Origin of the sequence: Luteibacter aegosomaticola (genome assembly GCF_023078475.1) — a bacterium.
Taxonomy (GTDB): Bacteria; Pseudomonadota; Gammaproteobacteria; order Xanthomonadales; family Rhodanobacteraceae; genus Luteibacter; species Luteibacter aegosomaticola.
Map to the genome: position 1 here is coordinate 1,354,033 of NZ_CP095741.1, position 24,359 is coordinate 1,378,391.

25 protein-coding genes are annotated in these 24,359 nt (G+C 64.9%); 10 read left to right on the top strand and 15 right to left on the bottom strand.

Features of this window, described 5'->3' with window-relative positions:
• Positions 1 to 77: 77 nt before the first annotated feature.
• Entirely contained in the window at positions 78 to 596 is a 519-nt protein-coding gene (locus tag L2Y96_RS06015; RefSeq protein ID WP_247333917.1) for a Dps family protein, read from the top strand.
• Between the two features lie 118 nt (positions 597 to 714).
• Here L2Y96_RS06015 and L2Y96_RS06020 read toward each other — a convergent pair whose 3' ends face one another.
• Positions 715 to 2,589, bottom strand: coding sequence for a M61 family metallopeptidase (locus L2Y96_RS06020; RefSeq protein WP_247333919.1), 1,875 nt, complete (start codon positions 2,587 to 2,589; stop codon positions 715 to 717).
• Between the two features lie 130 nt (positions 2,590 to 2,719).
• Here L2Y96_RS06020 and L2Y96_RS06025 point away from each other — a divergent pair, with 130 nt between their 5' ends.
• Positions 2,720 to 3,169: a DUF4442 domain-containing protein gene (locus L2Y96_RS06025; RefSeq protein WP_247333921.1), complete on the top strand. Its 450-nt coding sequence runs from the start codon at positions 2,720 to 2,722 to the stop codon at positions 3,167 to 3,169.
• Positions 3,170 to 3,226: 57 nt separating this feature from the next.
• On the top strand, positions 3,227 to 5,269 hold the full coding sequence (locus tag L2Y96_RS06030; protein ID WP_247333923.1) for a glycoside hydrolase family protein: 2,043 nt from the start codon (positions 3,227 to 3,229) through the stop codon (positions 5,267 to 5,269).
• 57 nt (positions 5,270 to 5,326) lie between these two features.
• Here L2Y96_RS06030 and L2Y96_RS06035 read toward each other — a convergent pair whose 3' ends face one another.
• Both L2Y96_RS06035 and L2Y96_RS06040 read right to left on the bottom strand, forming a co-directional pair.
• Positions 5,327 to 5,581, bottom strand: coding sequence for a hypothetical protein (locus L2Y96_RS06035; RefSeq protein ID WP_247333925.1), 255 nt, complete (start codon positions 5,579 to 5,581; stop codon positions 5,327 to 5,329).
• Positions 5,578 to 6,087: a hypothetical protein gene (locus L2Y96_RS06040; protein ID WP_247333934.1), complete on the bottom strand. Its 510-nt coding sequence runs from the start codon at positions 6,085 to 6,087 to the stop codon at positions 5,578 to 5,580. The genes L2Y96_RS06035 and L2Y96_RS06040 overlap by 4 nt, the downstream gene beginning before the upstream one ends.
• A gap of 195 nt (positions 6,088 to 6,282) precedes the next feature.
• On the opposite strand from L2Y96_RS06040, the gene L2Y96_RS06045 reads away from it, so the two are divergent.
• The gene (locus L2Y96_RS06045) at positions 6,283 to 6,921 is read left to right on the top strand and encodes a MarC family protein (protein WP_247333936.1); all 639 of its coding nucleotides are present in this window, start codon (positions 6,283 to 6,285) and stop codon (positions 6,919 to 6,921) included.
• Positions 6,922 to 7,018: 97 nt separating this feature from the next.
• Here the strand turns inward: L2Y96_RS06045 and L2Y96_RS06050 are convergent, their stop codons facing one another.
• The 5 genes from L2Y96_RS06050 to L2Y96_RS06070 all read right to left on the bottom strand — a co-directional run bounded on the left by L2Y96_RS06050 (position 7,019) and on the right by L2Y96_RS06070 (position 11,420).
• Positions 7,019 to 7,984, bottom strand: coding sequence for a formylglycine-generating enzyme family protein (locus L2Y96_RS06050; RefSeq protein WP_247333938.1), 966 nt, complete (start codon positions 7,982 to 7,984; stop codon positions 7,019 to 7,021).
• Positions 7,984 to 8,373, bottom strand: a complete 390-nt coding sequence (locus L2Y96_RS06055) for a DUF1622 domain-containing protein (RefSeq protein ID WP_247333940.1) — start codon at positions 8,371 to 8,373, stop codon at positions 7,984 to 7,986. The genes L2Y96_RS06050 and L2Y96_RS06055 overlap by 1 nt, the downstream gene beginning before the upstream one ends.
• Before the next feature lie 79 nt (positions 8,374 to 8,452).
• Positions 8,453 to 8,878, bottom strand: coding sequence for a response regulator (locus tag L2Y96_RS06060; protein WP_247333942.1), 426 nt, complete (start codon positions 8,876 to 8,878; stop codon positions 8,453 to 8,455).
• A gap of 83 nt (positions 8,879 to 8,961) precedes the next feature.
• A complete protein-coding gene (locus L2Y96_RS06065; protein ID WP_247333944.1) occupies positions 8,962 to 9,615 on the bottom strand; it encodes a response regulator in 654 nt (217 codons plus the stop codon).
• Positions 9,585 to 11,420: a sensor histidine kinase gene (locus L2Y96_RS06070; RefSeq protein WP_343218439.1), complete on the bottom strand. Its 1,836-nt coding sequence runs from the start codon at positions 11,418 to 11,420 to the stop codon at positions 9,585 to 9,587. The genes L2Y96_RS06065 and L2Y96_RS06070 overlap by 31 nt, the downstream gene beginning before the upstream one ends.
• On the opposite strand from L2Y96_RS06070, the gene L2Y96_RS06075 reads away from it, so the two are divergent.
• From L2Y96_RS06075 to L2Y96_RS06090, 4 genes are all read left to right on the top strand, one after another.
• Positions 11,419 to 13,626, top strand: coding sequence for a patatin-like phospholipase family protein (locus L2Y96_RS06075; RefSeq protein ID WP_247333946.1), 2,208 nt, complete (start codon positions 11,419 to 11,421; stop codon positions 13,624 to 13,626). The two genes, L2Y96_RS06070 and L2Y96_RS06075, sit on opposite strands and share 2 nt — an antisense overlap.
• A gap of 99 nt (positions 13,627 to 13,725) precedes the next feature.
• Positions 13,726 to 14,667, top strand: a complete 942-nt coding sequence (locus L2Y96_RS06080; protein WP_247333948.1) for a SphA family protein — start codon at positions 13,726 to 13,728, stop codon at positions 14,665 to 14,667.
• 6 nt (positions 14,668 to 14,673) lie between these two features.
• Positions 14,674 to 15,321 (top strand): response regulator, encoded by a 648-nt coding sequence (locus tag L2Y96_RS06085; RefSeq protein WP_247333950.1) that lies wholly within the window; start codon positions 14,674 to 14,676, stop codon positions 15,319 to 15,321.
• Positions 15,322 to 15,348: 27 nt separating this feature from the next.
• Positions 15,349 to 15,924, top strand: coding sequence for a DUF4136 domain-containing protein (locus tag L2Y96_RS06090; RefSeq protein ID WP_247333952.1), 576 nt, complete (start codon positions 15,349 to 15,351; stop codon positions 15,922 to 15,924).
• Here L2Y96_RS06090 and L2Y96_RS06095 read toward each other — a convergent pair.
• Together L2Y96_RS06095 and L2Y96_RS06100 are read right to left on the bottom strand one after the other, a co-directional pair.
• On the bottom strand, positions 15,921 to 16,409 hold the full coding sequence (locus tag L2Y96_RS06095) for a YidH family protein (protein ID WP_247333954.1): 489 nt from the start codon (positions 16,407 to 16,409) through the stop codon (positions 15,921 to 15,923). The genes L2Y96_RS06090 and L2Y96_RS06095 overlap by 4 nt on opposite strands.
• 14 nt (positions 16,410 to 16,423) lie before the next feature.
• Positions 16,424 to 17,635, bottom strand: coding sequence for a BamA/TamA family outer membrane protein (locus L2Y96_RS06100; protein ID WP_247333955.1), 1,212 nt, complete (start codon positions 17,633 to 17,635; stop codon positions 16,424 to 16,426).
• A gap of 163 nt (positions 17,636 to 17,798) precedes the next feature.
• On the opposite strand from L2Y96_RS06100, the gene L2Y96_RS06105 reads away from it, so the two are divergent.
• Together L2Y96_RS06105 and L2Y96_RS06110 are read left to right on the top strand one after the other, a co-directional pair.
• Positions 17,799 to 18,827, top strand: a complete 1,029-nt coding sequence (locus L2Y96_RS06105) for an HAD family hydrolase (protein ID WP_247333957.1) — start codon at positions 17,799 to 17,801, stop codon at positions 18,825 to 18,827.
• Positions 18,828 to 18,854: 27 nt separating this feature from the next.
• A complete protein-coding gene (locus L2Y96_RS06110; protein WP_247333968.1) occupies positions 18,855 to 20,441 on the top strand; it encodes an arylsulfatase in 1,587 nt (528 codons plus the stop codon).
• Between the two features lie 57 nt (positions 20,442 to 20,498).
• Here L2Y96_RS06110 and L2Y96_RS06115 read toward each other — a convergent pair whose 3' ends face one another.
• The 5 genes from L2Y96_RS06115 to L2Y96_RS06135 all read right to left on the bottom strand — a co-directional run bounded on the left by L2Y96_RS06115 (position 20,499) and on the right by L2Y96_RS06135 (position 24,344).
• On the bottom strand, positions 20,499 to 20,762 hold the full coding sequence (locus tag L2Y96_RS06115; RefSeq protein ID WP_247333970.1) for a hypothetical protein: 264 nt from the start codon (positions 20,760 to 20,762) through the stop codon (positions 20,499 to 20,501).
• On the bottom strand, positions 20,752 to 21,192 hold the full coding sequence (locus L2Y96_RS06120) for a hypothetical protein (protein ID WP_247333972.1): 441 nt from the start codon (positions 21,190 to 21,192) through the stop codon (positions 20,752 to 20,754). The genes L2Y96_RS06115 and L2Y96_RS06120 overlap by 11 nt, the downstream gene beginning before the upstream one ends.
• Positions 21,193 to 21,211: 19 nt before the next feature.
• The gene (locus L2Y96_RS06125; protein WP_247333980.1) at positions 21,212 to 22,105 is read right to left on the bottom strand and encodes a DUF2950 domain-containing protein; all 894 of its coding nucleotides are present in this window, start codon (positions 22,103 to 22,105) and stop codon (positions 21,212 to 21,214) included.
• A 9-nt stretch (positions 22,106 to 22,114) separates the two neighbouring features.
• A complete protein-coding gene (locus tag L2Y96_RS06130; RefSeq protein ID WP_247333982.1) occupies positions 22,115 to 23,458 on the bottom strand; it encodes a DUF3300 domain-containing protein in 1,344 nt (447 codons plus the stop codon).
• A 94-nt stretch (positions 23,459 to 23,552) separates the two neighbouring features.
• Entirely contained in the window at positions 23,553 to 24,344 is a 792-nt protein-coding gene (locus tag L2Y96_RS06135) for a hypothetical protein (protein WP_247333983.1), read from the bottom strand.
• Between the last annotated feature and the right edge of the window lie 15 nt (positions 24,345 to 24,359).

The following is a 24,359-nucleotide window of genomic DNA, read 5'->3' on the forward strand; positions in this document are numbered from 1 at the left end:
GGCGGACGCGTTCGTGCAAGCTTTTGTCATGCGGGGCGGCGCATCCTCGGGAGCCCAAACCCACAGGAGCGCCCGCGATGAAGAACACCGAAGCCGCCAAGACCCGCCGCAAGGCCGACCTGAATACGCCGACCGGCCTCGGCGCCGACGCGACCCGCGATATCACGGCCGAACTCAACGCGCTGCTGGCCGATACGTTCGCGCTCTATCTGAAGACGAAGAACTTCCATTGGCACATGTCGGGCCCGCGCTTCCGCGACCTGCACCTGCTGCTGGATGAGCAGGCGACGCAGATCTTCGCGATTACCGACGACATCGCCGAGCGCGTGCGCAAGGTGGGCGGTACCACGCTGCATTCCATCGGGCATATCAGCCGCCTGCAGCGCCTGGCTGATAACGATGCGGATTTCGTGACGCCGCAGGACATGCTGGCGGAACTGCGTGACGACACGCTGCGCTACATCGCGTTCCTGCGCGAGACGCACGGTGTGTGCGATGAATATGGCGATGTGGCGACGGCCAGCCTGATCGAGAACTGGGTGGATGAGGCCGAGCGTCGCGCGTGGTTCCTGTTCGAGACCGCGCGGGAGAGCTAAGCGAACCGCACAGCTGTAGGAGCCCACCCTGTGGGCGACATCTTTCGTACAACCGCCACAGGACTTGTGGCTTTTCGCGAAAGATGTCGCCCACAGGGTGGGCTCCTACGGTGGTGGTTTACTTCTTCGGTGTGGCGATGGCGCCGATCAGGTCCTTGCCTTCGCCGCGTACGAGGTGCGGGTACTTCAGGCCGCCGTGGTAATCGACCTTCACGGTCTGGTAGTCATCCACGTTCTTCAGCAGGAACTCGATCGGCGTGGTGGTGTTCTTCGCATCGGCCACCGCATCCTTCAGTACCTGCGGCGAGAAATCCTTGCCGTTCACCGCCACGATCGTCACGCCCGGAACGAGGCCGGCCTTCGCCGCCGCGCCTTCCCACTGCGCATCGCGGATTTCGCCCTTGTCGGAGACCGTGACGCCCAGCGAATACGCCAGGTTGATCGTCTTGCGCAGCGTTTCACCGGTCTTCTGGAAATCGGTCGGCTTGTCGTCGAAGGCCAGCTTCCAGCCGCCGCCTTCAATACCCTTCTCGGGCATCGTGTCGCCGGTGTAATCGAGGCGCTCGCGCAGGAACTTGGCCCAGTCGTACGGTTGCACGTCGTTTAGGGTCTTCACGACGTCTTCGAACGTATAGGTCTTCGGCACGTAGCTGCCGTTGTCCATGCCGTAGAACGCCTTCGCGAACTCATCCAGGGTGTGCTTCCCGCCGGAGAGGTCGCGGATCTTGGTATCCACATCCAGCCACAGCATCTGGCCTTCGGGGTAGTAATCGGAGCTGCGGCGCAGATTCACCCAGCCGGCGCTACCGCGCGAGGAAAGCGGGATGCCATCGGCCGTATCCTGCAGCGAGCGCCACTCGCGACCGGTGCGCGCGCCCATGTCGGCGGCGATGGAAGCGAGGTTGTCGCGCCACTGCTCGGTGGTCCAGATGCCCGAGCGAGCGGTGAGCACGCCGGCCCAGTAGTCGGTGAGGCCTTCGTACACCCACAGCAGGTCGTCCTGCATCGGCTCGGTGAAGGTCGGCGTCCACAGATCGGCCGGGCGGCGGAACTTGCCGTTCCACGAGTGGATGTATTCGTGCGGCAGCAGGGTGCCGGCGGCGGCATGCACCTTCGGATCGGTGAGGAAGTTGGCGAACAGGCGGTCGTCGCTGGACTGGTGGTGTTCGAGGCCGAAGTGACCGGTGTGGTCGGAGACCACCAGCAGGAAGTCGTAGTGGCCGTAGTGGTGCGCGCCGAACAGCTTGTTCGCCTGCACCACGAGGTTACGCTGCGGGGCGATCTGCTTGTCGCTGATCTTCACGCTCTCGGCGGTCTCGCCGACGATATCCAGGTGCACCGGCGTCGACTGGCCCGGCGCAAGATCGACACGGTTGAAGTACTGGCCGGCGATCAGCGGCGAATCGACGAAATTCTCGTAGCTCACCGGCTTGAAGGTGACGGTATCGCCGTTCTGCGATGCGGTTTCGAGTGCTGTGGCGAACTTCCAGCCCGCGGGCAGCTTCACCGTCGGCTCGATCATGATGCGGCTGGTGTAGTAGCCGGCCGGGTAGAACGACACCTCGTTGAACTCGAGCGGGATGTAGCGCGGCGTGGCGGAGTCGAGGTAATCGAAGCTCAGGTCGAGCTTGTCGACGCCCTCGGGCACATCCACGTGGAACGCGAACATTTCCTTCAGGTCGCGGCGCCAGGGGATCTTCTTGCCGTTGGCCGTGATGATCAGGCTGGCGACATTCGAAAGCGGGCCGCTCGGGCCGTGTTCGCCGGGGATCCACTTCGGGTAATAGAGGATGGTATGGCCCGCCGAGACCGGGATGCTCTCGCGGACGTGGAGCAGGTGGCGCGCCTGGTCGGTCAGGTCCACCGTCACCGAGAGCGTGCCCTTGTAGGGCTGGTCGACCGGGGCGGGGAGGTCCTGCGCGAAGGCGGCGGGAGCGGTAACGGCCAGCGCGATGGCGGTGGCGAGCGAGGCACGGCGAAGGGCGAAGCGCATGGGGCGGTTCCCGGCGGCGGAAGAAGCCCCGATGTTGGAACGGGCCGCCCCGGCGACGTATATGCCAGAGGTCACGGGTGTTTCAAACGGGGGACTACGGCACGCCGCGCCCGGCGGCTACGATGGCGGCATGAAAGCACCTACCCTCCGGCGCATCCTCAACGCCTGGCCGCCGTTCCTGTTCGCGGGCATCCGCGTCGTCCAGTTCGATGACTACCGCTACGCGCGGGTCAGGCTCAAGCTGGCCTGGTACAACCGCAACTACGTGCGCACCCAGTTCGGCGGCAACCTGTTCTCCATGACCGACCCGTTCTGGATGATCATGGTGCTGAAGAGCCTCGGTAATGACTACATCGTCTGGGATCAGGCCGGCGAGATCCGCTTCGTGGCGCCTGGCCGTGAAGACGTCTATGCGGAGTTCCGCGTCGAAGACACCGTGTTGGACGACATTCGCGCTGAATGCGCCGATGGCCAGAAGCACCTGCGCTGGTTCGATACCGATATCCGCACGGCTTCCGGCGAGCTGATCGCCACCGTGCGCAAGCAGCTCTACGTGCGGAAGAAGAAGCCCAAGGGGTGACGCGCGCGGCGTAGCCTGCCAGTATCGATGGCCGGACTACCACGGGGACGTCGATCGATGGGTGACACCGTTACCAGCCGCCGCGCCTTCCTGCGCGCTTCCGCCATGGGCACGCTGGCCGGCTTCGTGCCACTGGCCGCCGCGGGCGCCGCAGCCGCTTCCGGCGCCGCCGCTTCCCCCGCTTCGGCCTCGGGCAAGGCGGCCCCCGCCGCACCGCTGTTTCCGCCTGCGCCGCTCGCCCCCCAGCCGCTGCAGCTCCTGCCCGCCGGCTCCATCACCCCTGCGGGCTGGCTTCGCCGCCAGTTGCAGATCCAGGCCGATGGCCTGGGCGGCCACGTCGATGAGACCTGGCCCGACCTTGGCCCCGAGAGTGGCTGGCTGGGTGGCAAGGGTGAATCCTGGGAGCGTGGCCCGTATTTCCTCGACGGCCTCTTGCCGCTCGCCTGGCAGCTGGATTCCGCGCCACTGAAAGCGAAGGCGCAGCGCTTCATCGACTGGACGCTCGGCAGCGCCCAGCCCAATGGCATGTTCGGCCCGCTCAGCAACGACGACTGGTGGCCGCGCATGGTGATGCTCAAGGTGCTGGCGCAGTACCAGGAGCTCAGCGGCGATGCGCGCGTCATCCCGTTCATGACGAACTATTTCCACTACCAGCTCCAGGCCATGCCCGAGCGGCCGTTGCGCGACTGGGGCCGCATGCGTTGGCAGGACGAAGTGGCCGTGGTGCTGTGGCTGTACACCCGCACGCAGGATCCGAAGCTGATCGAGCTAGCCCACCTGCTGCACAAGCAGGGCTACGACTGGCAAGGCATGTTCGCCAACTTCTCGTTCAAGGAGAAGGTGGACGTGAAGGCGCTCGAAGCGAAGATGAAGAACGGCGGCGATGTCTTCATGGTCGATGACGGCCTGCAGGTGCATGGCGTGAACAATGGCCAGGCCCTGAAGGCTTCGCCGGTCTGGTCGCTGGTGTCGCGCAGCGCGGACGATCGCGCCGCGATCCATCATCAGCTCGCGATGCTCGATACCTATCACGGCCTGCCGAACGGCATGTTCTCGTGCGACGAACACCTCGCCGGGCGTAGCCCGTCGCAAGGCGTTGAACTCTGCACCGTGGTCGAAGCGATGTACTCGCTGGAAATGTCGCTGGCCATTACCGGCGATGCGGCGCTCGGCGATCGCATCGAACGTATCGCTTACAACGCGTTGCCGGGCACGTTCACCGACGACATGTGGGCGCACCAGTACGATCAGCAACCGAACCAGGTGGAGGTGAGCCTGCACCGGCGGCCGTGGACCACGAACGGCCCGGAAGCCAATATCTTCGGCCTCGATCCACACTTCGGTTGCTGCACGGCCAACTTCCACCAGGGCTGGCCCAAGCTCACCGCTTCGCTGTGGATGGCGACGAGCGACCGCGGCCTTGCTGCGACGGTGTACGCGCCGTGTAACGTATCGACGGTGGTGCGCGATGTACCCGTCGCACTCGAGCAGGCGACGGACTATCCGTTCCGTGGCGATATCGCCATCACGGTGAAGCCGGCGCAGGCCGTGGCTTTCCCGCTGCGCGTGCGTATCCCCGCATGGTGCAAGAAGCCCGTGGTCACGGTGAATGGGGCAGCGGTGGCAGTGAAAGCCGAAGCCGGCTTCCACACGATCGAACGCACCTGGAAGCCGGGTGATCGCATCGGCCTGTCGTTCCCGGCCGAGGTCGTCACCGAGCGTGGCTACAACAACGCCGTGACCTTCCTTCGTGGGCCGCTGGTCTTCTCGCTGCCCATCGGCGAAGCGTGGGTGAAGTGGCGTCCGCGCGGCCTCACCAACGACTGGCAGGTCTACCCGACCACACCGTGGAATTACGGCGTCGGTCTGGAAGCGAAAGCGGAAGAACACCCGATCGGCCCGCGGCCGTTCGCAGGCGCATCGCCCGCCGTCACGCTCACCATCCGCGGCCGGCCGGTCGCATGGAAAGCGGAAGAGGGCGCCGCCGATCCGGTGCCGGAGAAGGTTGCCCTTACGACTGAACCGGAAACCACGCTCAAGCTTGTCCCGTACGCTGGCGCCAAGCTTCGCATCACCGCCTTCCCTGCATTACCCGCCTGACCCTGCAGGAGCGCGCTTGCGCGCGATCGCGCGCAAGCGCGCTCCTGCAGGGACTGCTTAGCGGTCGATTGATGGCATCTGGTCTCCACGCCGGATCAATTCGAGATCCGGATCCGGCACGGTGTGGTGAATGAGGCCGTATGCCGTGTACCTGGCCATGATGCCCTCTCCGAGATACGACCACACATCGGCGGAGTAATTCGGATCGTCGCTAAATTGGCCACCATCGATGTCGCAGACGACAACGCCCTGCTGACCCGCCAGCGCGACGATGTCGCCCAGGTGGATGATTTGCCCGTCGGTGTATTTCAAGGCCCACGCTCCGCGTTGTCGCTTAAAAGGGCGACGGTATCGAAGGCACGTCCGAGTTCAAACGAATCGCACCCGGTGATGCCGGATTCCGCCATGTAGACAATCCACGCCTTGATGGCGTCGTACTCAAGCTTGCGAAGACCACTCCAGAAGTCTCTGAATCGTTGGTCCCAATACGATTCGTCTGGGCCCGGGCTCAGCATCTGGATGATGGGCGAGACGAATAACGGGGTGACCGCACCGGGCGCTACGGCAAGCACCAGGTATCGAGGCAGGTAATACTTGAAGCCGGCGGGTGTCATGGCGTAGAGCGCATCGGCATGGCCTTGTAGAAAGGCCCAGTCAAGTTCCGCGCGTGGGCGCTGTGAAATCGCCTCGGCGTCCTGGCGGTCGGTGATCGGCGGGCGCGATGTGTCGACGACAATGGCAGGAGGCTCGGCTTCGCCGAACGCCGCGTTAATCTGATCGATTACATCCGTGACGCGCTTTGTGGCGATCGGCTTCATATGAAAGTCCTTTTCAATGGAGCGGGCTGGGTACACCTGATTGCCCCGGATTCTGCCAGAAGTTTGGTCGCCAGGACGGCGGCGCCCGGTTGCCCTAAGCAGAACTACTGTCCCGAAACTGCACGTTCCTTCGGTGGCCGGCACCACTCGCCCCGCCCATGCTCGGCACCATGCGATCCGGCCGCGGAGCCAGCCATGCCTGCCGAACACACCTATACGCTCGATCTGGCGAAGGTTTTCCTGTTCTTCTTCATCATGCTGGGGCCCCTGAAGATCATCGGACCGTATGTGGCGATTACGCACGCGATACCGGATGCCGAGCGGCGATCCATTCCCTGGAAAGTGGCGGGGATCGCCACGGTTGCCGTCTTGGTCGGCGGGTTGATCGGCGAGCGGCTCATGCGGAAGTGGAATATCACGCCCGGGGTGATGGAACTCGCGGGGGCGGTGGTGTTCCTGCTCGTGGCCTTGCGGATGGTGCTTGCGCAGTATGCGGAACCCATGGCGCCCGCACCTGCGCAGGGGCATACGACGCCCGTCATGCGGTTGGTGTTCCCGGTGGTGGTTACGCCCTACGGCGTGGCGACGTTCATTACCCTGATGGCGGTGAGTGCCGATGTATCGCGGACCTCTGGGATCGTCGCGATGGTGCTGCTGGTCATGGTGTTGAACCTGCTGGCGATGCTGTTTGCCCATCCGATCATGCGTTGGGTGACGCCGCTGCCGCTGCAGGTGTTGGGGGCGGTGTTGGGGATCTTGCAGGTGGCGTTGGCGTTGCAGATTATCGCTGGCGTATTTACCTCGGTAAGCCTCCTGCATACCCAGGCCCCGTAGGAGCCCACCCTGTGGGCGACGCCGTTCGCGACACTGCTACAGGGCCTGTTGCGTGGTCGCGTAAAGATGTCGCCCACAGGGTGGGCTCCTACGGGGGTTACGTGGGTTGGGGGGATTGGGTGTCGTTGGTGACGCAACGGAAGCCTATGTGGCTGGTGGAGGTGTCGACCGCGTGGGGGTAGCGAGCGGCGGGGCGGTAGCGTTGGCAGTAGTTCGGCGCGCACAGGTGCGAACCGCCTTTCAGCACGCGGCGCGGTACGCGTGCCAGGTCGTGGATGTCGGCGCTGGCGGCACGATCGCCGCCGCGCGGGTTGGTGGGGACGCAGCAGGCTTTCGCGGTGTCGGCGGTGTGTTCGGCGCGGTACCAGTCGCTGGTCCACTCCCAGGTGTTGCCGATCATATCGACGAGCCCGTAACCGTTCGGGGCGTAGTGGCCTACGGGCGAGGTGCGGGCGAAGCCATCGTCCAGCGTGTTCTCGTAGGGGAAACGCCCTTGCCAATAGTTGGCCATCAGGTGGCCCATCGGCGCGAGGAAGTCACCCCAGGCGTACTCCGCGCCTTCCAGCCCGCCGCGCGCGGCGTATTCCCATTCGGCTTCGGTCGGCAAGCGTTTGCCTGCCCATACGGCGTACGCTTCCGCATCGGCTGCCGCCACGTGGACGACCGGGTGATCCTCCAGGCCGGCGAGATCGCTGCCGGGGCCGATGGGGTGCCGCCAGTCGGCGCCGAAGACGAAATTCCACCAGTAGCCCAGTTCCATCGGTACCGGGCCCGGCGGCTGCATGAACACGAGGGAGCCGGGTTGCAGCATCTCGGGCAGGGCGCCGGGATAGTCCTCGGCGCGCGGCGCGAGCTCGGCCACCGTGACGTGTCCGGTGGCGGCGACGAAGCGGGCAAAGTCCGCGTTGGTGACTGGCGTGCGGTCGATCCAGAACGCATCCACGCGCACGCGGTGCACCGGCTGTTCTTCCGGATAGAAGTGGGCCGAGCCCATCCGGAACAGGCCTCCCGGCAAGCGCACCATGCCTGGGTGTTCGATGATCGGTGGCGAGACGCAGGCCATCAGGGGTCTCCGCTGGGTGCGGTATCGGTAGACGGCGCGTCGCGCCATGGCCAGCGGCCTTCGACTTCCAGGACGAGCGACCAGCTCAGGAAGGTGCGGATCACCACGAGCAGGCCGAGGGAAATGACGCTGGCGAGGGTGGTGTCGAGCGCGATGGTGCGGACGATGTCTGCGGCCACCAGGATCTCGAGGCAGAGCAGCAGTGCGCGGCCGAGGCTGCGTTTGTAGCGCAGGTAGTGCACCGGTTGTTCGTTCAGGGCCGTGGCGATGCCGAGCAGGTACTTCGCGGTGGCGGCGATGATGGCGACGAGGATGAGCAGGGTGGCCAGGGCCTCGATGCCCAGCGCGGCGTAGCGTATCCATTGGAGCACCGTGTCTTCGGGGGGCATGGTGGGTCTCGGTGGGAGAGCTTGGCGCGAGCGCGCTCCTACAGGGTCGTTGCGGGCCCGTCGGGCTGCGTCGGGGGAATTACGGGGGTGGGGGCGGTAGTTTTACGGGGGGAAGGTAGGCGTCGCCGCGGAGAGCGGCGTGTACCGCGTCGACGAGGTCGTCGCCTGCGGCGGTCTTGGCGACGAACGCACGGCCGACCCGCAAGGCGCGGCGGATGATTTCCGGATCATCGTGGATGCTGAGGAAGATCACGGGCAGGCCGGGCAGGGCACGCACGAGATGCTCCGCGGCGTTGATGCCATCCATGCCGGGCATGCCGATATCGGTAACGACCGCATCGGGCCGTAGCCGCACGGCCAGCGTCAGCAGCGATTCGCCATCGGTCACCGCGGCCAGCACATCGAAATCCGCAGCCAGAAGCCGCGTGATCTCACGCGCCATCTGCGGATGGTCTTCGGCGAGCACCAGCGTGGGCCGGCGCGCGGTGGGCTGCGGGGCGTCCATGCCTGCACTTTCACCTTCCGTGTGCGCGATAGACAGCGTAAACGCACGCGCAAGCTTTTGCGTATATCTACGCCTGCACGCGCTCAGAAGAACAGGCCGAGCTCTTCCGAGCGGCGCACCAGCTCCAGCGTGCTGTGCACATCGAGGATCTGCATGATCGTGTATTTGTGGGCTTCCACCGTGCGTACGGAGAGGCCGAGCTGGGCGGCGATCTGTTTGGAGCGCAGGCCCGTGCCGACGAGGCGCAGCACTTCACGTTGTTTCGGCGTCAGCTCGTGCAGATCGCCCAGGTGGCCACGCAGGTAGCGTGCACCCAGCGATGGCGTCACGTAGCTGCGCCCTTCGAGCACCTGTTCCAGCGCGGAGAGCAACTCCTCGCCCGCGGAGAGCTTCAGTACATAGCCATTGGCCCCCGAGCGCATGGCCGTGGCGGCGAGGGCCGGTTCGGCATGCATGGTAAGGAAGACAAAGGGAACCCGGTTGCCTTCCGCACGCAGGATCTTCAGGACATCGAGCCCGTTGCAGCCGGGCATGTTGATATCGGAGAGCACGAGATCGGGGTCATGCGCGCGCACGTGGGCTAGCAGGGCCTGTCCATCCTGGGCCAGCGCGGCCAGTTCGAAGCGCTGGTCGAGCAGCCGCGTAATGCCTTCGGCCACCATGCGATGGTCGTCGGCGAAGACCACGCGTGGCCGCGTGGCACACATCAGGTCGGTGTCGTCGGTATCCGGATACATACGTCCACTCCCTTGCCTGGGGTACTACGGATTGCGAAGCTGCCCCCCAACAGCTTCGCGCGTTCGTGCATGCTGGTGATGCCTATGCCGGCACGTGCCGCGGGGCACGTTGGCGTATCCATGCCCTTGCCATCATCGGTAATGCGTAGCGTGGCCACGTCGTCATCGACCATGGCGCGCAAAGCAATCTCGCTGGCGTTCGCGTGGCGGACGGCATTGGCCAGCGCCTCCTGAGCTACGCGATAGAAACAGAGCGCGATCTCCGGGCTCAGCTCATCCACCTCCCGGTCGGCAAGCAGGCGCACGCGCGGCCACGCGTGCCCAGGCGGGTGACGGCACAGGTTTTCCAGCGCGCCACGTAGCCCGGCATGCTGCAGGCAGGTGGGATGCAGCTGGTGCGAAAGCTGGCGCACATCATCCGAGAGCGCGACGATGCGGTCCTGCAGTCCCGTGACGTCCTCACGGTATTCGGGCGGTAGTCGCTTGCGCAGCGTGGATAAATCGATCGACGCGGCAGCCAGGCGCTGGTTGATGTCGTCATGGAGGTCGCGCGCCAGGCGCCCGCGCTCCTGCTCCTGCGTCGCGATCAGGCGCCCGGCCAGTTCGCGCAGTTCTACATGGGCGGCAACGAGGGACCGAGCCGCCGCAGCGCGTTGCTCGACGACCACGGCAACCACCAGCGCAGAGACCGCCGCCAGCAGCGTCCATACCTGTAGCGCAAGCGTCGTATCCTGCGGTGTGGCCGCGGTGAATGGGCCATACCCATGCGAGGTGAGATGCGCCGCCATCACGGCGACCGCAAAAACCGTGATGGAGCTGCCTGTCATCTGCGCGGCCAGCACGGCGGCGATCGCAATGGGCGCGGGCGCCAGGCACAACAGCGGGCGGTATTCCATCAGGCCGCCGAAGGCGTACCAGGCGATGGTGAGCAGCACGAGTGCCAGGGTCATGAGGATCACGAAGCCGGTATCGACACCGCCCGCCCTGCGCAGCGCGGAATCGCGTGCGCGCAGGCTGCACCACGCTGGCAGGAACAACGCGTGCCCCAGTGCGTTGGCCATCGTCAGGTTCACCCAATCGGACAAAACGCTCTCGCGCAGCCGTGTCGGTACGCTCAACGCTGCGGTCAGGGCGACCGAGCACAAGGGCAGGGCGATCACGCCGATGACGACGAAGGCTACGAGCATGCGGAAATCCTGCAGCGCAGGCATCTGTCGCGGCACTTTGCGCATCGCCCACGCAGCGCCCGGGACAAGGAACATCGTCGGCAGGGTGACCAGCGCCACATCGGGCAGCGGCAGGCCGAGCGCACACAATGTGGCCACTAAGCCGACGTAACCGCACGCCACCAGGGCGGGCCAACGGTGACGCGGGTTGGCCAACAGCACACCAAGCAACACGGCGCCAGGGAACCAGATCACATGCGATCCGTTCTGATGGCTCCACAAAGTGCTGGAAACGAGTTGCGCGGCAACGACCCCGGCGCAGGTAGCTGCACACCAGGTGGCGGCCCGACGCGGGTCGTTCGCCTCCGTTCCCATCACCGTTGCTCCCGGCATGCCTCGCGGCATGCACCCTCCGGTGGTCTGTTGGCCGGCGGCCCCTGCGTCGCCGTAAACATCGTTACGGCCATTGCACCGTGTTCGAGGTGGAACAATACCGCTCAATCTCTCAGTTTTCTCTAAGTAAATATGCGTAGTTCGGGTGGCTTGTTCTTCGCTGCCATGCACGTGTCCATCGGCGGAGACTTCCGCGAACACGAGGGCGGAGATCACGGGCATGCGCAAGCGGTGGAAAGCTGTCATGGCCGTCGTCGCCTTCACGTCCGTGATGGCGCACGCCGCGCCGACTCAACCCTCGCCCTGTATCGGCCTGGTGCTCGGCGGCGGCGGGGCACGTGGTGCCGCGCATATCGGCGTCATCCAGGTGCTCGAGCGGGAACATATCCCCGTGTGCAAGGTGGCCGGTACCAGCATGGGTTCGATCGTTGGTGGCCTTTACGCCTCGGGATACACCGCCGATGAAATGGAACACGTGATCGGCGACCTGGACTGGAAAGACCTGTTCTCCGATGACCCGGACCGTGCCGAAGAGCCGATGCGGCGCAAGGATGCCGACTACCGCTATCTCCTCAACTTCGAGGTGGGTTACAAGAACGGCCATATCGTGACGCCCGCCGGCGTGGTGCAAGGCCAGAAGCTGCTCCTGCTGCTGCGCAGGCTGCTGGTCTCCACGTGGGATGTGCATGACTTCAACGACCTGGTCATTCCGTTCCGCGCGGTGGCCACCGATATCGTGGTCGGCAAGCCCGTGGTGTTCTCGTCGGGTGACCTGCCGTTGGCGATCCGCTCCAGCATGTCGGTGCCGGGCGCGTTCGCTCCCACGAACGTGGATGGCAAGCTACTGGTCGATGGCGGGCTCATGGATAACGTGCCCATCGACGTGGTCCGTGACATGGGGGCCGACCGGCTCATCGTCGTCGACGTGGGTTCGCCGCTGGCGGAGGAGTCACAGCTGAGCAACCCGGTCGCGTTGCTCAACCAGATGGTGAGCGCGCTGATGGCGGAGAAAACCGATCGCCAGCTCAAGGCGCTTTCCGATCAGGACATCCTGATCAAGCCCCAGCTTGGCAAGCTCGGCGCCGGGGAATTCAACCGCGCCGAAGAGGCTATCGCGATTGGCCGCCAGGCCGCGGAGGCTGCGTTGCCGCGCCTGCGTGCACTCTCCGCTTCGCCCGAGGCGTGGCAGGCGTACATGGCGCGCCACCGTCAGCGCGACTTCGATCCGAAGCTGGTGGCCTTCATCGACGTGGATGCGAAGCACACGCATACCGCGACGTTTGCCGGGCGCCAGATGGAGCCTGAGGTGGGCAAGCCGTTCGATCCCAAGGATGTCGAGGCACGGATCGGCACGATCTACGGGCAGGGCAGTTACCAGCAGGTCGACTACCACCTGGTCGAACGCGACGGCGACCGTGGCATAAGGCTGACGCCGGTCGACAAGAGCTGGGGTCCCATTTACGGGAAGATGGGCTTCCAGCTGGATGATGATTTCAACGGCCGTAGCGAATACCTGCTCTCGGCGGAGATCACCGCCACCAATCTCAACGAAAGCGGCGGCGAGTGGCGAAATACGCTGTGGAGCGGCCGCATCGGGGGTATTCGCTCCGAGTTCTACCAGCCCTTCGGCCAGGGCTCCACGGTGTATGCGATGCCCGTGGTGATCGCGCGGAATGAAGACGTACCGGTGTTTGATGGCAAGGGCGAGCAGGAGCTGGCCGAGTACCGGATCCGCCGGCGTAGCGCGGGCGTCGAGGTGGGTTGGACCCCAGCGTCATACTGGCGGATCTCCACCTCGCTCACGCGTGGCACGGACACAGGTGACCTACGCGTGGGCTCGCCCTCGTCATTCCCGAACGGCACGTCCGATTACGCGGCGCTTGGCCTCAGCCTCGGCTGGGATAGCCTCGACAACGCACAGTTCCCGACCCGTGGCAGCCACATCAATTTCGACTACACGAGCTACCGCACGTTCATGGGCGGCAAGGTGAGCGGCGACGTTGCACGGCTCGTCGCCGACTGGGTCCCGGATTGGGGGCTGAGCACGGGCCGCTACCACCTGTTGTTGGGGCTGCGTGCTTCCAGCGCGCTCGATAACACCAACTTCTTCGAATCGCAGAGCTTCCTCGGCGGGTTCCTCAACCTCTCCGGCTACGGCGAACGCTCGCTCTACGGTACGCAATCGGCCCTTGGCCGCGCGGTGTTGTACCGACGCACTGGCAATATCGATGCCTTGTTCTCGACGCCGATCTTTATAGGCATGAGTCTCGAAGCCGGCAATACGTGGCGAACGAAGAACGATGTGCGGCTGGACTCGCTCATCTACGCGGGAAGCATCTTCGCTGGCGTGCAGTCACCACTAGGCCCTGTCTTCCTCGGCGTCGGCCACGCTGCCGGTGGCCACACCGCCGTCTACCTCACCTTCGGATCGCTGCTACGCCCGAGGTTGTGAGCGGTAGATTTACGTACCCGGCATGAGTGGTCTTTCGCTTAAGCGCAGGCCGCCGTACAAGCACTCTAGGCAGGGCCCACCACGATAGCGGATGCCAGCATGAACCGTCGCATCGCGTTCGCCTTGCTAGCTGCCAGTCTTCCCGCCACCGGCATGGCGACCGAGGGAGCGATGGGCCGTACGATCACCGGGGCCCAGGTGACGCCGTACGCGGCGATCATTCCGCCGGACCCCGGGCTTCACGTATCGGTGAGTTTCATCAATTATTCCGGCTCGATCGGCGGGCAGCGCGAAGTACCGATCGGTGGCCTTGCCGCGCTCGACGTACGTGCCAACGTAGACCTCTTCGCCGGCACGTTTGCCTACATCTGGGATACTGGCAAGGGCCGCTGGAACTTCGCCAGCATGATCACCGTGCCGTATATCCGCCCTGACGTGAGCGCGGCGGTCACGATCGGACAGCGCAGCGGCGAGTTGAGTGACAAGGCTTCGGGGTTGTTCGATCTGTACTTCGCGCCGGTCATCGCCAGCTACCACGTCAGCGAGGTGGAGCACTGGTCGATGGGTGTCTATGTATATGCGCCGACGGCGCGCTACGACAAGGGCCGCCTGGCGAATCTTGGACTCAACAACTGGACGTTCACGCCGGCCGTGGGCTACACGCATCTGTTTGATCGTGGCTCGTTCGAGTTCAGCGCGCTGGCTGGCGTGGACTTCTACACGAAGAACAATGCCACCGACTACAAGAACGCACCCGTCGCGCATATCGATCTGCTCGCGATGAAGCGGACGGCCAGTGGCTGGGGATTTGGCGCAGTGGCAGGTTGGGTCCAGCAGCTCTCCGACGACAAGGGTCCTACGGCTGATCGTCTTGGCGGCTTCAAGGGCCATGCGTTCGGCGTGGGTCCCGCTGTCGATTTCAAGAAGTCCTTCAGCAAGGACAGCAGCATTGATTTCACCCTGCGCTGGGTCAAGGAGTTCGACGTGACGAACCGACTCAAGGGCGAGCCCCTCGTGCTCAACGTATCGTTCGCGCTGTAACCGCCCATGCGTGTGCCGGGCGATGCGGTGCTGCCGATCGACGTGGTGGTGGCCGACCACCACCGCGTCGTGGCCGAAGGCGTGGCCGCGCTGCTGGGGCCGTGCGTGCGTTCGACGGCACTGGTGCATTCGGCGGCGGCGCTGTTTGAGCGCGTGGCGCCCGGCGTGATCGTGGTCGGTGATATCGATCTGCCCGACATGCCGGGCCTGGATCCGCTTCGCCGCCTTGCGGGCCGGCGCGATGATATCCGCTTCATCGTGCTCTCCGGGCATGACGAGCCGCTGGTGGTTCAGGACGCCATGCAAGCGGGTGCGTGGGCTTATGTGTTGAAGCAATCGCCGCGCGGCGAACTGCTGGACGCGTTGCAGGATGTGGTGGAGGGGCGGCGCTACCTGAGTCCGGGCCTGATGGCCGCCCTCGTCAACGCACCACCGCCGGTGCACCGGCTTACCCGCCGTCAGCGGGAGGTGCTCGAGCGCATGGCGCGGGGGCTGCGGGCCACGGAGATCGCCGTCGAGCTTGGTATCTCCGTGCGCACGGTGGAGAGCCACCGCCAGGCACTGCTCGACCTGTTCCACGTTCATAGCGGCGTCGCCCTCGTACGTGACGCCATTCGCATGGGCCTTATCCGCGATCACGGCAACCGGCCCTGACCTTTCCTTGCCGCAGGAGCAGACTTGATGAAACGCCTCACCTTCGCGCTCACCGGCATGGCCTTGCTGGCCGCCTGCTCCACGATTAGCGTGACCAACCAGTGGAAAGACCCCACCTGGCACGGCCAGCCGGCGTCGTCAGTGCTGGTGGTCGGCGTCGCACGCAGCGACACCATGCGCCGCTTGTTCGAGGATGCCTTCTCGCGCGAACTCGGTGCCGCGGGCATTCGCGCGACGCCAAGCTACAGCAGCATCCCACCTGGCGAAGACGGTTCGGCCAGGCTCGGTGACCTGGTGAAGTCAACGGGTAGCGAGGCAGTGCTGGCGACCCGTGTGCAACGCGTGGAAGATCGCATCAACGTATCGCCCGGACCGTATGCCGGTGGTTTCTACGGGTGGTATGGCGGGGCGTGGGCGGCTGCGCCTGAGGTGACCCAGACCACGCTGGTGACATTGGAGACCAGCGTATGGGACGCGCGCAGCGACCGCCTTGTGTGGACGGTGACGACGCGTGGCGTGGCTAATAGCGATATCCCCAAAGCAACGGATGAGCTGGCGAAAACGCTGATCCCGAAGCTTAAAGCCGACGGGATACTCCGTTAGCCGCTTTGCCCCGCATTGCTCACGAGGCTGACGATAGCAAGGATGCCAATCGCCAGCAGGATCAGCGACACCAGCAAGGTAAGCGAGAGCGGATAAGGTGTTTCGCCATGGATCAGTCCGGCATGGGTCATCTCGGCGCGTTCGTCACGAAGCGTACGCATGTAGTGCACGTGGTAAACGATGCCGAGCAGCAGCATGACGACACCAAGGCCCACCATCGCGAGGCCCAGTTGTCTGGGCGCCGCGCTGGTCTCGGGAAGCATCTTCGCACTGCGGAGGCGTTCGAAGAACTGGGCGATGGTGAAGCCGAAGCTGATCAGGGATATCGACGTGCGCATGATCGACATCAGTGTACGGTCGGTGCTCATTCGCGTGCGCTGGAACGACATGCCGGTGCGGCGTGCGGAGAGTTCGACGGAAAGGTCCGGGTGCTCGCCTTCGAGCGCGGCGGGCACGTAGTCGTAGCGGGTCTTATCGTGAGCCATGGGATCCTCCGGGTTCAACGCCACGCGCTGCCGACCTGCAGGTACCAGGCGTGGTCGTCGCGCGCCCATGCCCAGTCGACGCCGGCATACAAGCCGAGGGCGCTGGCGATGAGATAGCGAAAGCCCACGCCCTTCGTGGTTTCGGTGCTGGCGTCGTCAAAGCTGTTGCGCCGGCCCCAGGCACGTCCGGCGCCGCCGAACGCGAGAGCCGCCCAGCGGCGCGTCATGTTCCAGCGCAGCTCGGCTTCCACCATGCCGACCGAGCGGTCCTGGTAACGACCATAGGAGATGCCACGCAGGTCGATCGACGGCAGCTGGTAGAACGGCGTACTGCCCGGCGCGGTGCGGTAGTCCGCACGCAGGCCGAGGACGAAGCGCGGGCCCATGGGTATGTAGCCCAGGACATGCGCGCGATAGGACTGGAAGGTGTTGTCGCTACCCAGGCCCGGGGCGTAGAAGGTGCTTTCCGCGGTGGCCAGCACGCCGCGCGAGGGCGTCAGTGTGTTGTCCCGCGTATCCCATTCGATGACCGGGCCGAGGCCGGAGGCCCGGCTGGCGAAATCGCGCGGCTTGAAGAACTGGTGGTTGCCTTCGACGTTGAGGCTGCTGTCGAGGTCGATGTAGATCCAGCGCGCCCCGATGTACAGCGGGAGCGAGCCCAGCCGCCGGGACACCTGCTGGAAGGAGAACCAGCCGTCGAGGTTATAGCCAATCTTGCGCGGCCCGAGGAACAGGCCCTTGGTATAGAAATCGAGGTTGGCCGACGCCTTGCCGACAGCACCCTTGTACCGCCACTGATCGTCGCGGAAGTGGAACTCACCGGCTGCGACGGCGCCGTAGGTACCGTTCTGCGTCTTCGCAGCGCCGAAGCCATAGATGTTTGGTGGTATGTGCTCGCCACTGTCCTTCGACGCCTGCGATTGTTTCGCCGGCTGGAAGAACACGGCGGACGCGCCGCCGCCGTTACCGACGGCGGGTTCAGTGATGATGATCGGGACGATGAGCGCGCCCTTGTGTTGCAGGAGCCAGCGTGACATGTCGATGGCATGGTCATCCGGGTCGTGGATGAGTTGCCAGAAGCTCTCTTTTTTTTCGGGTGGCGGCGTATCGTCCGCCGACGCGGCACCCGTAGCCAGCGCGGCTGCACAACCCAACAGCAGGCAAATCGCGGCATGTCGCATAGGGAGGGCACGGGTCGTGGACCAGCCGTCATCGTGACCATCCATGGCGAGGGTGCAAAGCGCAATTGCCCGCGTGCAGGCTGGGTAGATCTACCTAGGCGAGTGCGAGTCGTAGATTTACCTATGGCCGCGTGCGCGGGACTACGCTTGGGCTCGCGACCGTGCATGCACAAGATCATCTCCTGCGCCGTCGCTGAAGGATCGGGCCGTGCTTACGTATCGATGGGAACCACGACATACCATCGCGACTTTTGTTGCGCTGGTCATGCTTGTCAATGCGGGCCGGGCGCATGTCGATCCATCGTCCGACCCCTTGCCGTCGTGGAACGACGGCGCGACGAAGACGGCGATCGTGGCGTTTGTCGCCGGGGCGGCGTCGGAAGGTGACGCGGGGTACATCGCACCGGTGGACCGCGTCGCAGTATTTGACATGGATGGCACGTTGATGCCCGAGAAGCCCCTGCCAGGCGCGGTACTGCCTCTCGCTGCGGATGTGAAGGGCGCCGTTGCGAAGCGGCCCGCCCTCGCGAACGAGCCGGGCGTGGCCGCCTTCCTCAAGGGCGATATCCCGGCACTCGTCGCGCTTGGGCAAGCCGGGCTGGCCCAGGTGACGGCCGCGGCCATCGATGGACGCACGACGGACGAGGTGGCTGATGGCATGGCGCGTGAGGCGCACGCGGCCGTGAATGCACGCTGGGGCACACCCTACCCACGGCTTGCGTACCGCCCCATGCTGGAGCTGCTGCGTTATCTCGAGGCGAATGGCTTCGAGACATGGATCTGCAGCGGCTCACCCATCGCCTATACCCGCGGGATCGCGCGCGACGCCTTCGGCATACCGCCGGATCGCGTGATCGGCAGCGCCCTGGCGACACGCGTGCAGGAACGCGAGGGCCGTGTGGTGCTGGTGTATACGGGCAAGGTCGATCAGGTGGTGGATCGCGAAGGCAAGCCGCCAGCCATCTACCGCGCCATCGGCAGGCGTCCGGCGTTCGTTGGCGGCAACGTCGGCGGCGTGGGCGACGTCTCGATGATGCGGTACGCCATGGACCGCGGTGGCCCCGCGTTCGCCCTGCTTGTGAACCACGATGACGCGGCCCGCGAATTCGCCTATGCGGAGAAGGGCGGCGAATCGCTGGCTGCAGCCGTTCGCTACCACTTCCATATCGCCAGCATCCGCGGCGACTGGAACACCGTGTTCGATCCCTCGGTGAACGCGCGTCCACCGACGCCCTGACGCGCCCGGCACGTTGCAGGAGACAGCATGGCTACGCAGAAAAAGGCAAAAGAACCTGCCTCAGGCAAGACCGGGAAGGCCGGTAAGCGGCCCAACATCCTGGTGATCTGGGGCGACGATATCGGTATCTCCAACCTCAGTTGCTATACGCGTGGGTTGATGGGCTACCAGACGCCCAACATCGACCGTCTCGCCAACGAAGGCATGCTGTTCACCGATTCATACGGCGAGCAGTCGTGCACGGCGGGACGTTCCTCGTTCATCACCGGCCAGAGCGTCTACCGTACCGGCCTGTCGAAAGTCGGTGTGCCCGCCGCGCCCGTGGGCATGTCCGACAAGATCATCACCATCGCGGCCGTGCTGAAGAACCAGGGCTATGCGACCGGTCAGTTCGGAAAAAACCATTTGGGCGATCGCAACGAGCATCTGCCGACCAACCACGGTTTCGATGAATTCTTTGGCAACCTCTACCACCTGAATGCCGAGGAAGAGCCCGAAATGGACGACTACTGGCCGGAGAAGGACTTTCCCACCTTCGTGAAGGCAGTGCGTCCCCGTGGCGTGTTGCACAGCTGGGCGACCGACAAGGACGACGCGACCGAAGACCCGCGCTTCGGCCGGGTGGGCAAGCAGAAGATCAAGGACACCGGTCCGTTGAACAAGAAGCGCATGGAGACCTGCGATGACGAGTTCGTCGCCGCGACCAAGGATTTCATCAAGCGCCAGGTGGATGACGACACGCCGTTCTTCATCTGGTTGAACTTCACCCATATGCATCTGTTCACTCATCCCAAGCCGGAGAGCCAGGGGCAGGCAGGGCGGTGGCAGTCGCCTTACCACGACACCATGGTGGATCACGACAGGAACGTTGGCGAGGTGCTCGATTACCTGGACAAGCTCGGGATTGCCGACAACACGTTCGTCATGTATTCCACCGACAACGGCCCGCACCGGAACAGCTGGCCCGACGCCGGTACGACACCGTTCCGCAGCGAGAAAAACACGAACTGGGAAGGCGCCTTCCGCGTGCCGATGGTGGTGCGCTGGCCTGGCCATATCAAGGCAGGCCGTGTCTCGAACGATATCGTGCAGCACCACGACTGGCTGCCGACCTTCGCCGACATGGCGGGCGCCGGCGATGCCGTCGAGCAGTTGAAGAAAGGCTATCAAGCGATTGGCCGGACTTACCACAACCATATCGACGGCGGCAGCCTGCTCAAGCATCTTACGGACGCCGAGGCCGTCAGCCCGCGCAAGATCTTCGTTTACCTGAGCGATGATTGCGACGTATTGGGCCTGCGCTTCGACAACTGGAAGATCTCGTTCATGGAGCAGCGCTGCAAAGGGACGATGGCGGTATGGGGCGAGCCGTTCACGCGCCTGCGCCTGCCTAAGCTCTACAACCTGCGGACCGACCCGTACGAGTTTGCGGAGACCACGTCGAACTCATACTGGGAGTGGTTCTGCTACCACGCATTCATCATTTTTGGCGCGTGGCGCATCATGGATAAGTGGGCATCTACCTTCAAGGAGTTCCCGCCGGTGCAGCACCCGAACAGCTTCACGATCGACGAGGCGTTGAAGATGCTAAGTGAATCGACGCGTAGCGATTGAGGCATCTGTCGTGCGAAAGAAAACGGCGCCGCAGGGCGCCGTTTTTCATGGGACCATTTACGTGCGGCCGGGCGGATCACCGTTGCGCAGGCCACGGATCGCTTTGCGTGCCGCGGCGACAGCGTCGTCCTCGGCGGCTTCCACATAGCTGTGCATGCGCTTACCGGCCACGCGGGCCACTTCGTTGCCAGCGGCATCACGCACCACGGCATCCGCTGTGAAGCACGTGGCATCGTTATCGCCCACGTGGCGGATCGTGGTGATTTCGAAGGAGTAGTCGAGTGGCCGGGGGTGCATGGTGTAACCGCCCTTACGGTTCACGGGCGATCGTGAAGCCGCCGACGGTGACGCCAAGGCCCATGCCCTTGCCCGCGCCGGCGAGGGTCATGCTGACCGGGCCCTTGGTGAGGACCTGGGCATCACCGTGTTTCACGATGCCTGTGTCGGCGTCGGCCGAGGCGTAGGTGCCGAGCGTGTCCTCGATGCGGGCAAGGCCGGAGAAATCGGCCTTGCCATCCTTGATCGCGGATTTGCTAAGGGCCAGGCCACCACCGTTGGCGGTGAGCTTCACCTTCAGGGTGGAACCATCGGTGCAGGTGATCGTGCCGTGCCCGGCGGAATGTTTGTACAGCACGGCCCACGAGGAGAGATCAAAACGCATCGTGCAGTCGAAGGCATCAGCGGCGCGGCTTGCCGTCGGGGCGCAAAGGGCGGCGACGAGCAGGGGCAGGGCGAGTGGACGCAGGTTCATGTCGGGTACTCCGTGGGCTTCAGGGGGAAACCGGTACCTCGGTCCAGCTCGAGTCCGGGTCGAAACGCTCGATATGCGTGATGGCGGTGGAGGTGTCCTTGCCGAGATCTTTTTGGAAGACCTGGCCGTCGTGGCTGATCTCGAAGGTCATGACGCCGCTTTCGCCGTAGCGTGCGGGCCAAGCGATGAGGGCGAAGCCATTGGCCATGACGCCGCCGGCGACGTAGTCGTAGGCGCCCCCGGGTGCCGAGGCGCCTTGTGCGGTGAGGATCCGGTAGTGGTAGCCAAAGTACGTATCGCCGTGGACTTTCTCCGCGGCGAGGCGCGGCCCGAGCGGGCTTTCCGGCTGGCCTTCTTCCGGCGCCCAGTAGAGGCCGTCGTGCTGGCCCGGCGTGCTGCGCAGCTTCGACGCGTAATGCGGCACGCTGTCCTTGTCGTGCGTGCTGGCGGCGTATTCGCGCTGCGCGTCGTAATAGGCCAGCAGCACCTGCACCACGTCCATTTCGTTGTGGCCGATCTGGCGCGCGATGATTTCATCGTGGCCCGCTGCCACGTCGAAGTGCCAGCCCGTGGCGTCTTTCGCCAGGGGAATGGGTAGTTGCCAGCCCGCGCGGCCCACGGTGAGGTGGGTGCCGCTACCATCGGTCACGATGCGGTGGTTGCCAGCGTAGTCGTCGACAAACGCATCGACGTCTTCGCGTTGGACGCCTTCAGTGGGGATATAGGTGCGCCAGTCGCTGCCGAGGACCTTGCCGATGGCCGTATCGTCATGGGCTTTCAACGCGGCGACGAGGGCATCCGCCGCCGCATCCGGGGTGGGGTAGGTGGCTGCGGCTGGCCATGCGGCGAAGCTGGCCATGAGGCAGGCGGCAAGGAGCGTGCGCGCAACGCGCTTGGCGGTCGGGACATTCATCGCAAGCTCCTAGCGGCGGTGGAATCCGCCAGCATGCATGGGCACCGGGCGGTTGACGGGATGGGCGGCGCCCACGTTCGGGCGGTTGCCGCCGCCCCGCTGCTGCAGGCTGGATTCGCCTCGCTGGCGCGCGGCACCGGCGTCACCTGGCGAGCGCACGCCGGAGAAGGCATTCGCGCGCGCTTCATTGCCGTTGCCCAGGGGCTGGCGTTGCACGCCACCGCCGTTGGCACCGGGGCGCTGCGCACCGCTGGCATTCGCGCCTGGACGCTGCTCCGTCCGGTTCGCGAAGTTGCCGGCGTTTGCGCGGTTGCCTGGCGTATTCGCGTTACCCGCACTACCACGTTGCAGCGCAGGTGAAGCGCCACCACCGGTGGAGCGGTTGAAGCTTTGTAGCGCCTGCTGACGACTCGCTTCGCGCGCGGGATCCTGGCCGCGGAACGCCTGGCGTTGCTGCGCTCCGCCTATGCCCTGGTTAAAACGCGCCTGCGTCGCTGGATCGCGATACGGCGTGCCGCGGCGGTTCGCCGGGTTGTGGTTCCAGTTGACGTTGCCGTTGCCGCTGATGTGGTTATTGACGTTGATGTTGTTGTAGCGGTTGACGTTGATGTTGACGTCGTTATGGCCCCAGTCGAAGCCACCCCAGAGCGAGTTGGCGATCGCCACGCCGGTGCCGAAGGCCAGGCCGGCGGCCAGGCCTGTGGCGACGGGGTACTGGTAGCCTGGCGGTGGCGGCCACGCCGGCGGTGGGTAAGCGGGGTACGCCCACGTGCCGTAGACCACCGTGGGGTTGTAGGCCGGCACATACACGACCTGCGGGTCCGCTGGTTCGATCTGGATCACCGTAGTCTGTGGGGCGGTTTCTTGCACCACCACCTTCTGCTGCGCGTTCGATTTCAGGTTGCCCGCTTTCTGTGCCTGCGCGCGCAGGCGTTGCGCGGAAGCCATGACATCGTCGGGCTGTGCGAGGAAGGCATCGCCGATGTTGCGGACCCAATCCGGATGCGCGCCCATCTGCGCGAGTACCTGCGGGAAGGCCACGAGCGACTGCACGCTGGGATCCCAGGGTTTCGAGGACACCTGCTTCACGGCGGCATCTCCCGTCGCCTTGGGATTCTGCTTCGACCAGGCGGCTGCGTCCGCGACATCGGCAGGGTAGGTTGCAGCCATCAGGATCTGCGAAAGCAACGCATCGGGATACAGCGCGATGGGTGCCATGTATTGGTCGACCTGTTCTTTCGTAAAGGTCTTTCCCGCAGGGGCTGCGCCTTGCGCCGCGAGCGATGTGGCGGCGAGGGCGAGCAACCATGCGGCGACGTGACGGAGCCAGGCTCCGGTCCGGCGAGTGTCCACGAGGCGTCTCCACGGTGAATGTCACACGCAGCATCCGGCGCGTGGCCGCATGCCCGGAAGCGCAGATGTGCGTACCGGCTTTCCGCAAAACTACCTACATGGGGAACTGCATGTTCAGGCCGAGGAACACCTGGAATTGCGGCACGCCGTCGCCGTGCCGCGCCACGGTGAACTGCGGCTCGGCGAACAGGTTGTAGGTGACGCCGCCATGGCCACGCCACACCTTGCCGGTGCCTACGCCAATGGGGATGTAGTGCGTGCCCGCCTCGAGATCCCACGTCCATGTGGCCGTCGTGCGCAGGTACCAGCCACGCGGAAGGTTGTAGATGACGAGTGGCTGTGCCTGCAGGTTGTTCTGCGTACTGCGCTGCCCTGAACCGGCGAACGACCGTTGCCAGGTCACGAGTCCGCCGACGAGCCCCCAGGGTTTGGGCGAGATGACGAGCGTGGCCACACCGGCTTGCCACTTGCCCGTACCCGTGCGATCGCTCCCTGCGCTCGGTACGGTGAGTTGCGGGCCGATGCCGATCTCCACGCCGCCGGCCTTGAACACGGCGACGTCGAAGACATTGAGGTCGCCGATGTTGGTCGTGCGGCCGTTGGGCGCGATGTTTGGCGACGTCACCACGGGCAAGGTGTAGCGAAAGATCTGCGGCAGGCCGAACGCTTTGTGTGGCAGCGTGCCGCGCAACAGGAACGCATTGGAATCGGCGTCGTCGAGGCCGTAGTAGCTGCCGACGTATTGATCCTGCAGGTTCAGGCCGATGGTCGGGGCAAGCGGGTTATTCGCCTTGTTCATGTCGTCTGCCGACTGTGCATGGGCGAGCTGGCAAACGCAGGGAATGAGGAGTGAGAGCGCGGCGGCAGGGCGAGGAGGCCTGGGCATGGTAGGAGCCCCTAC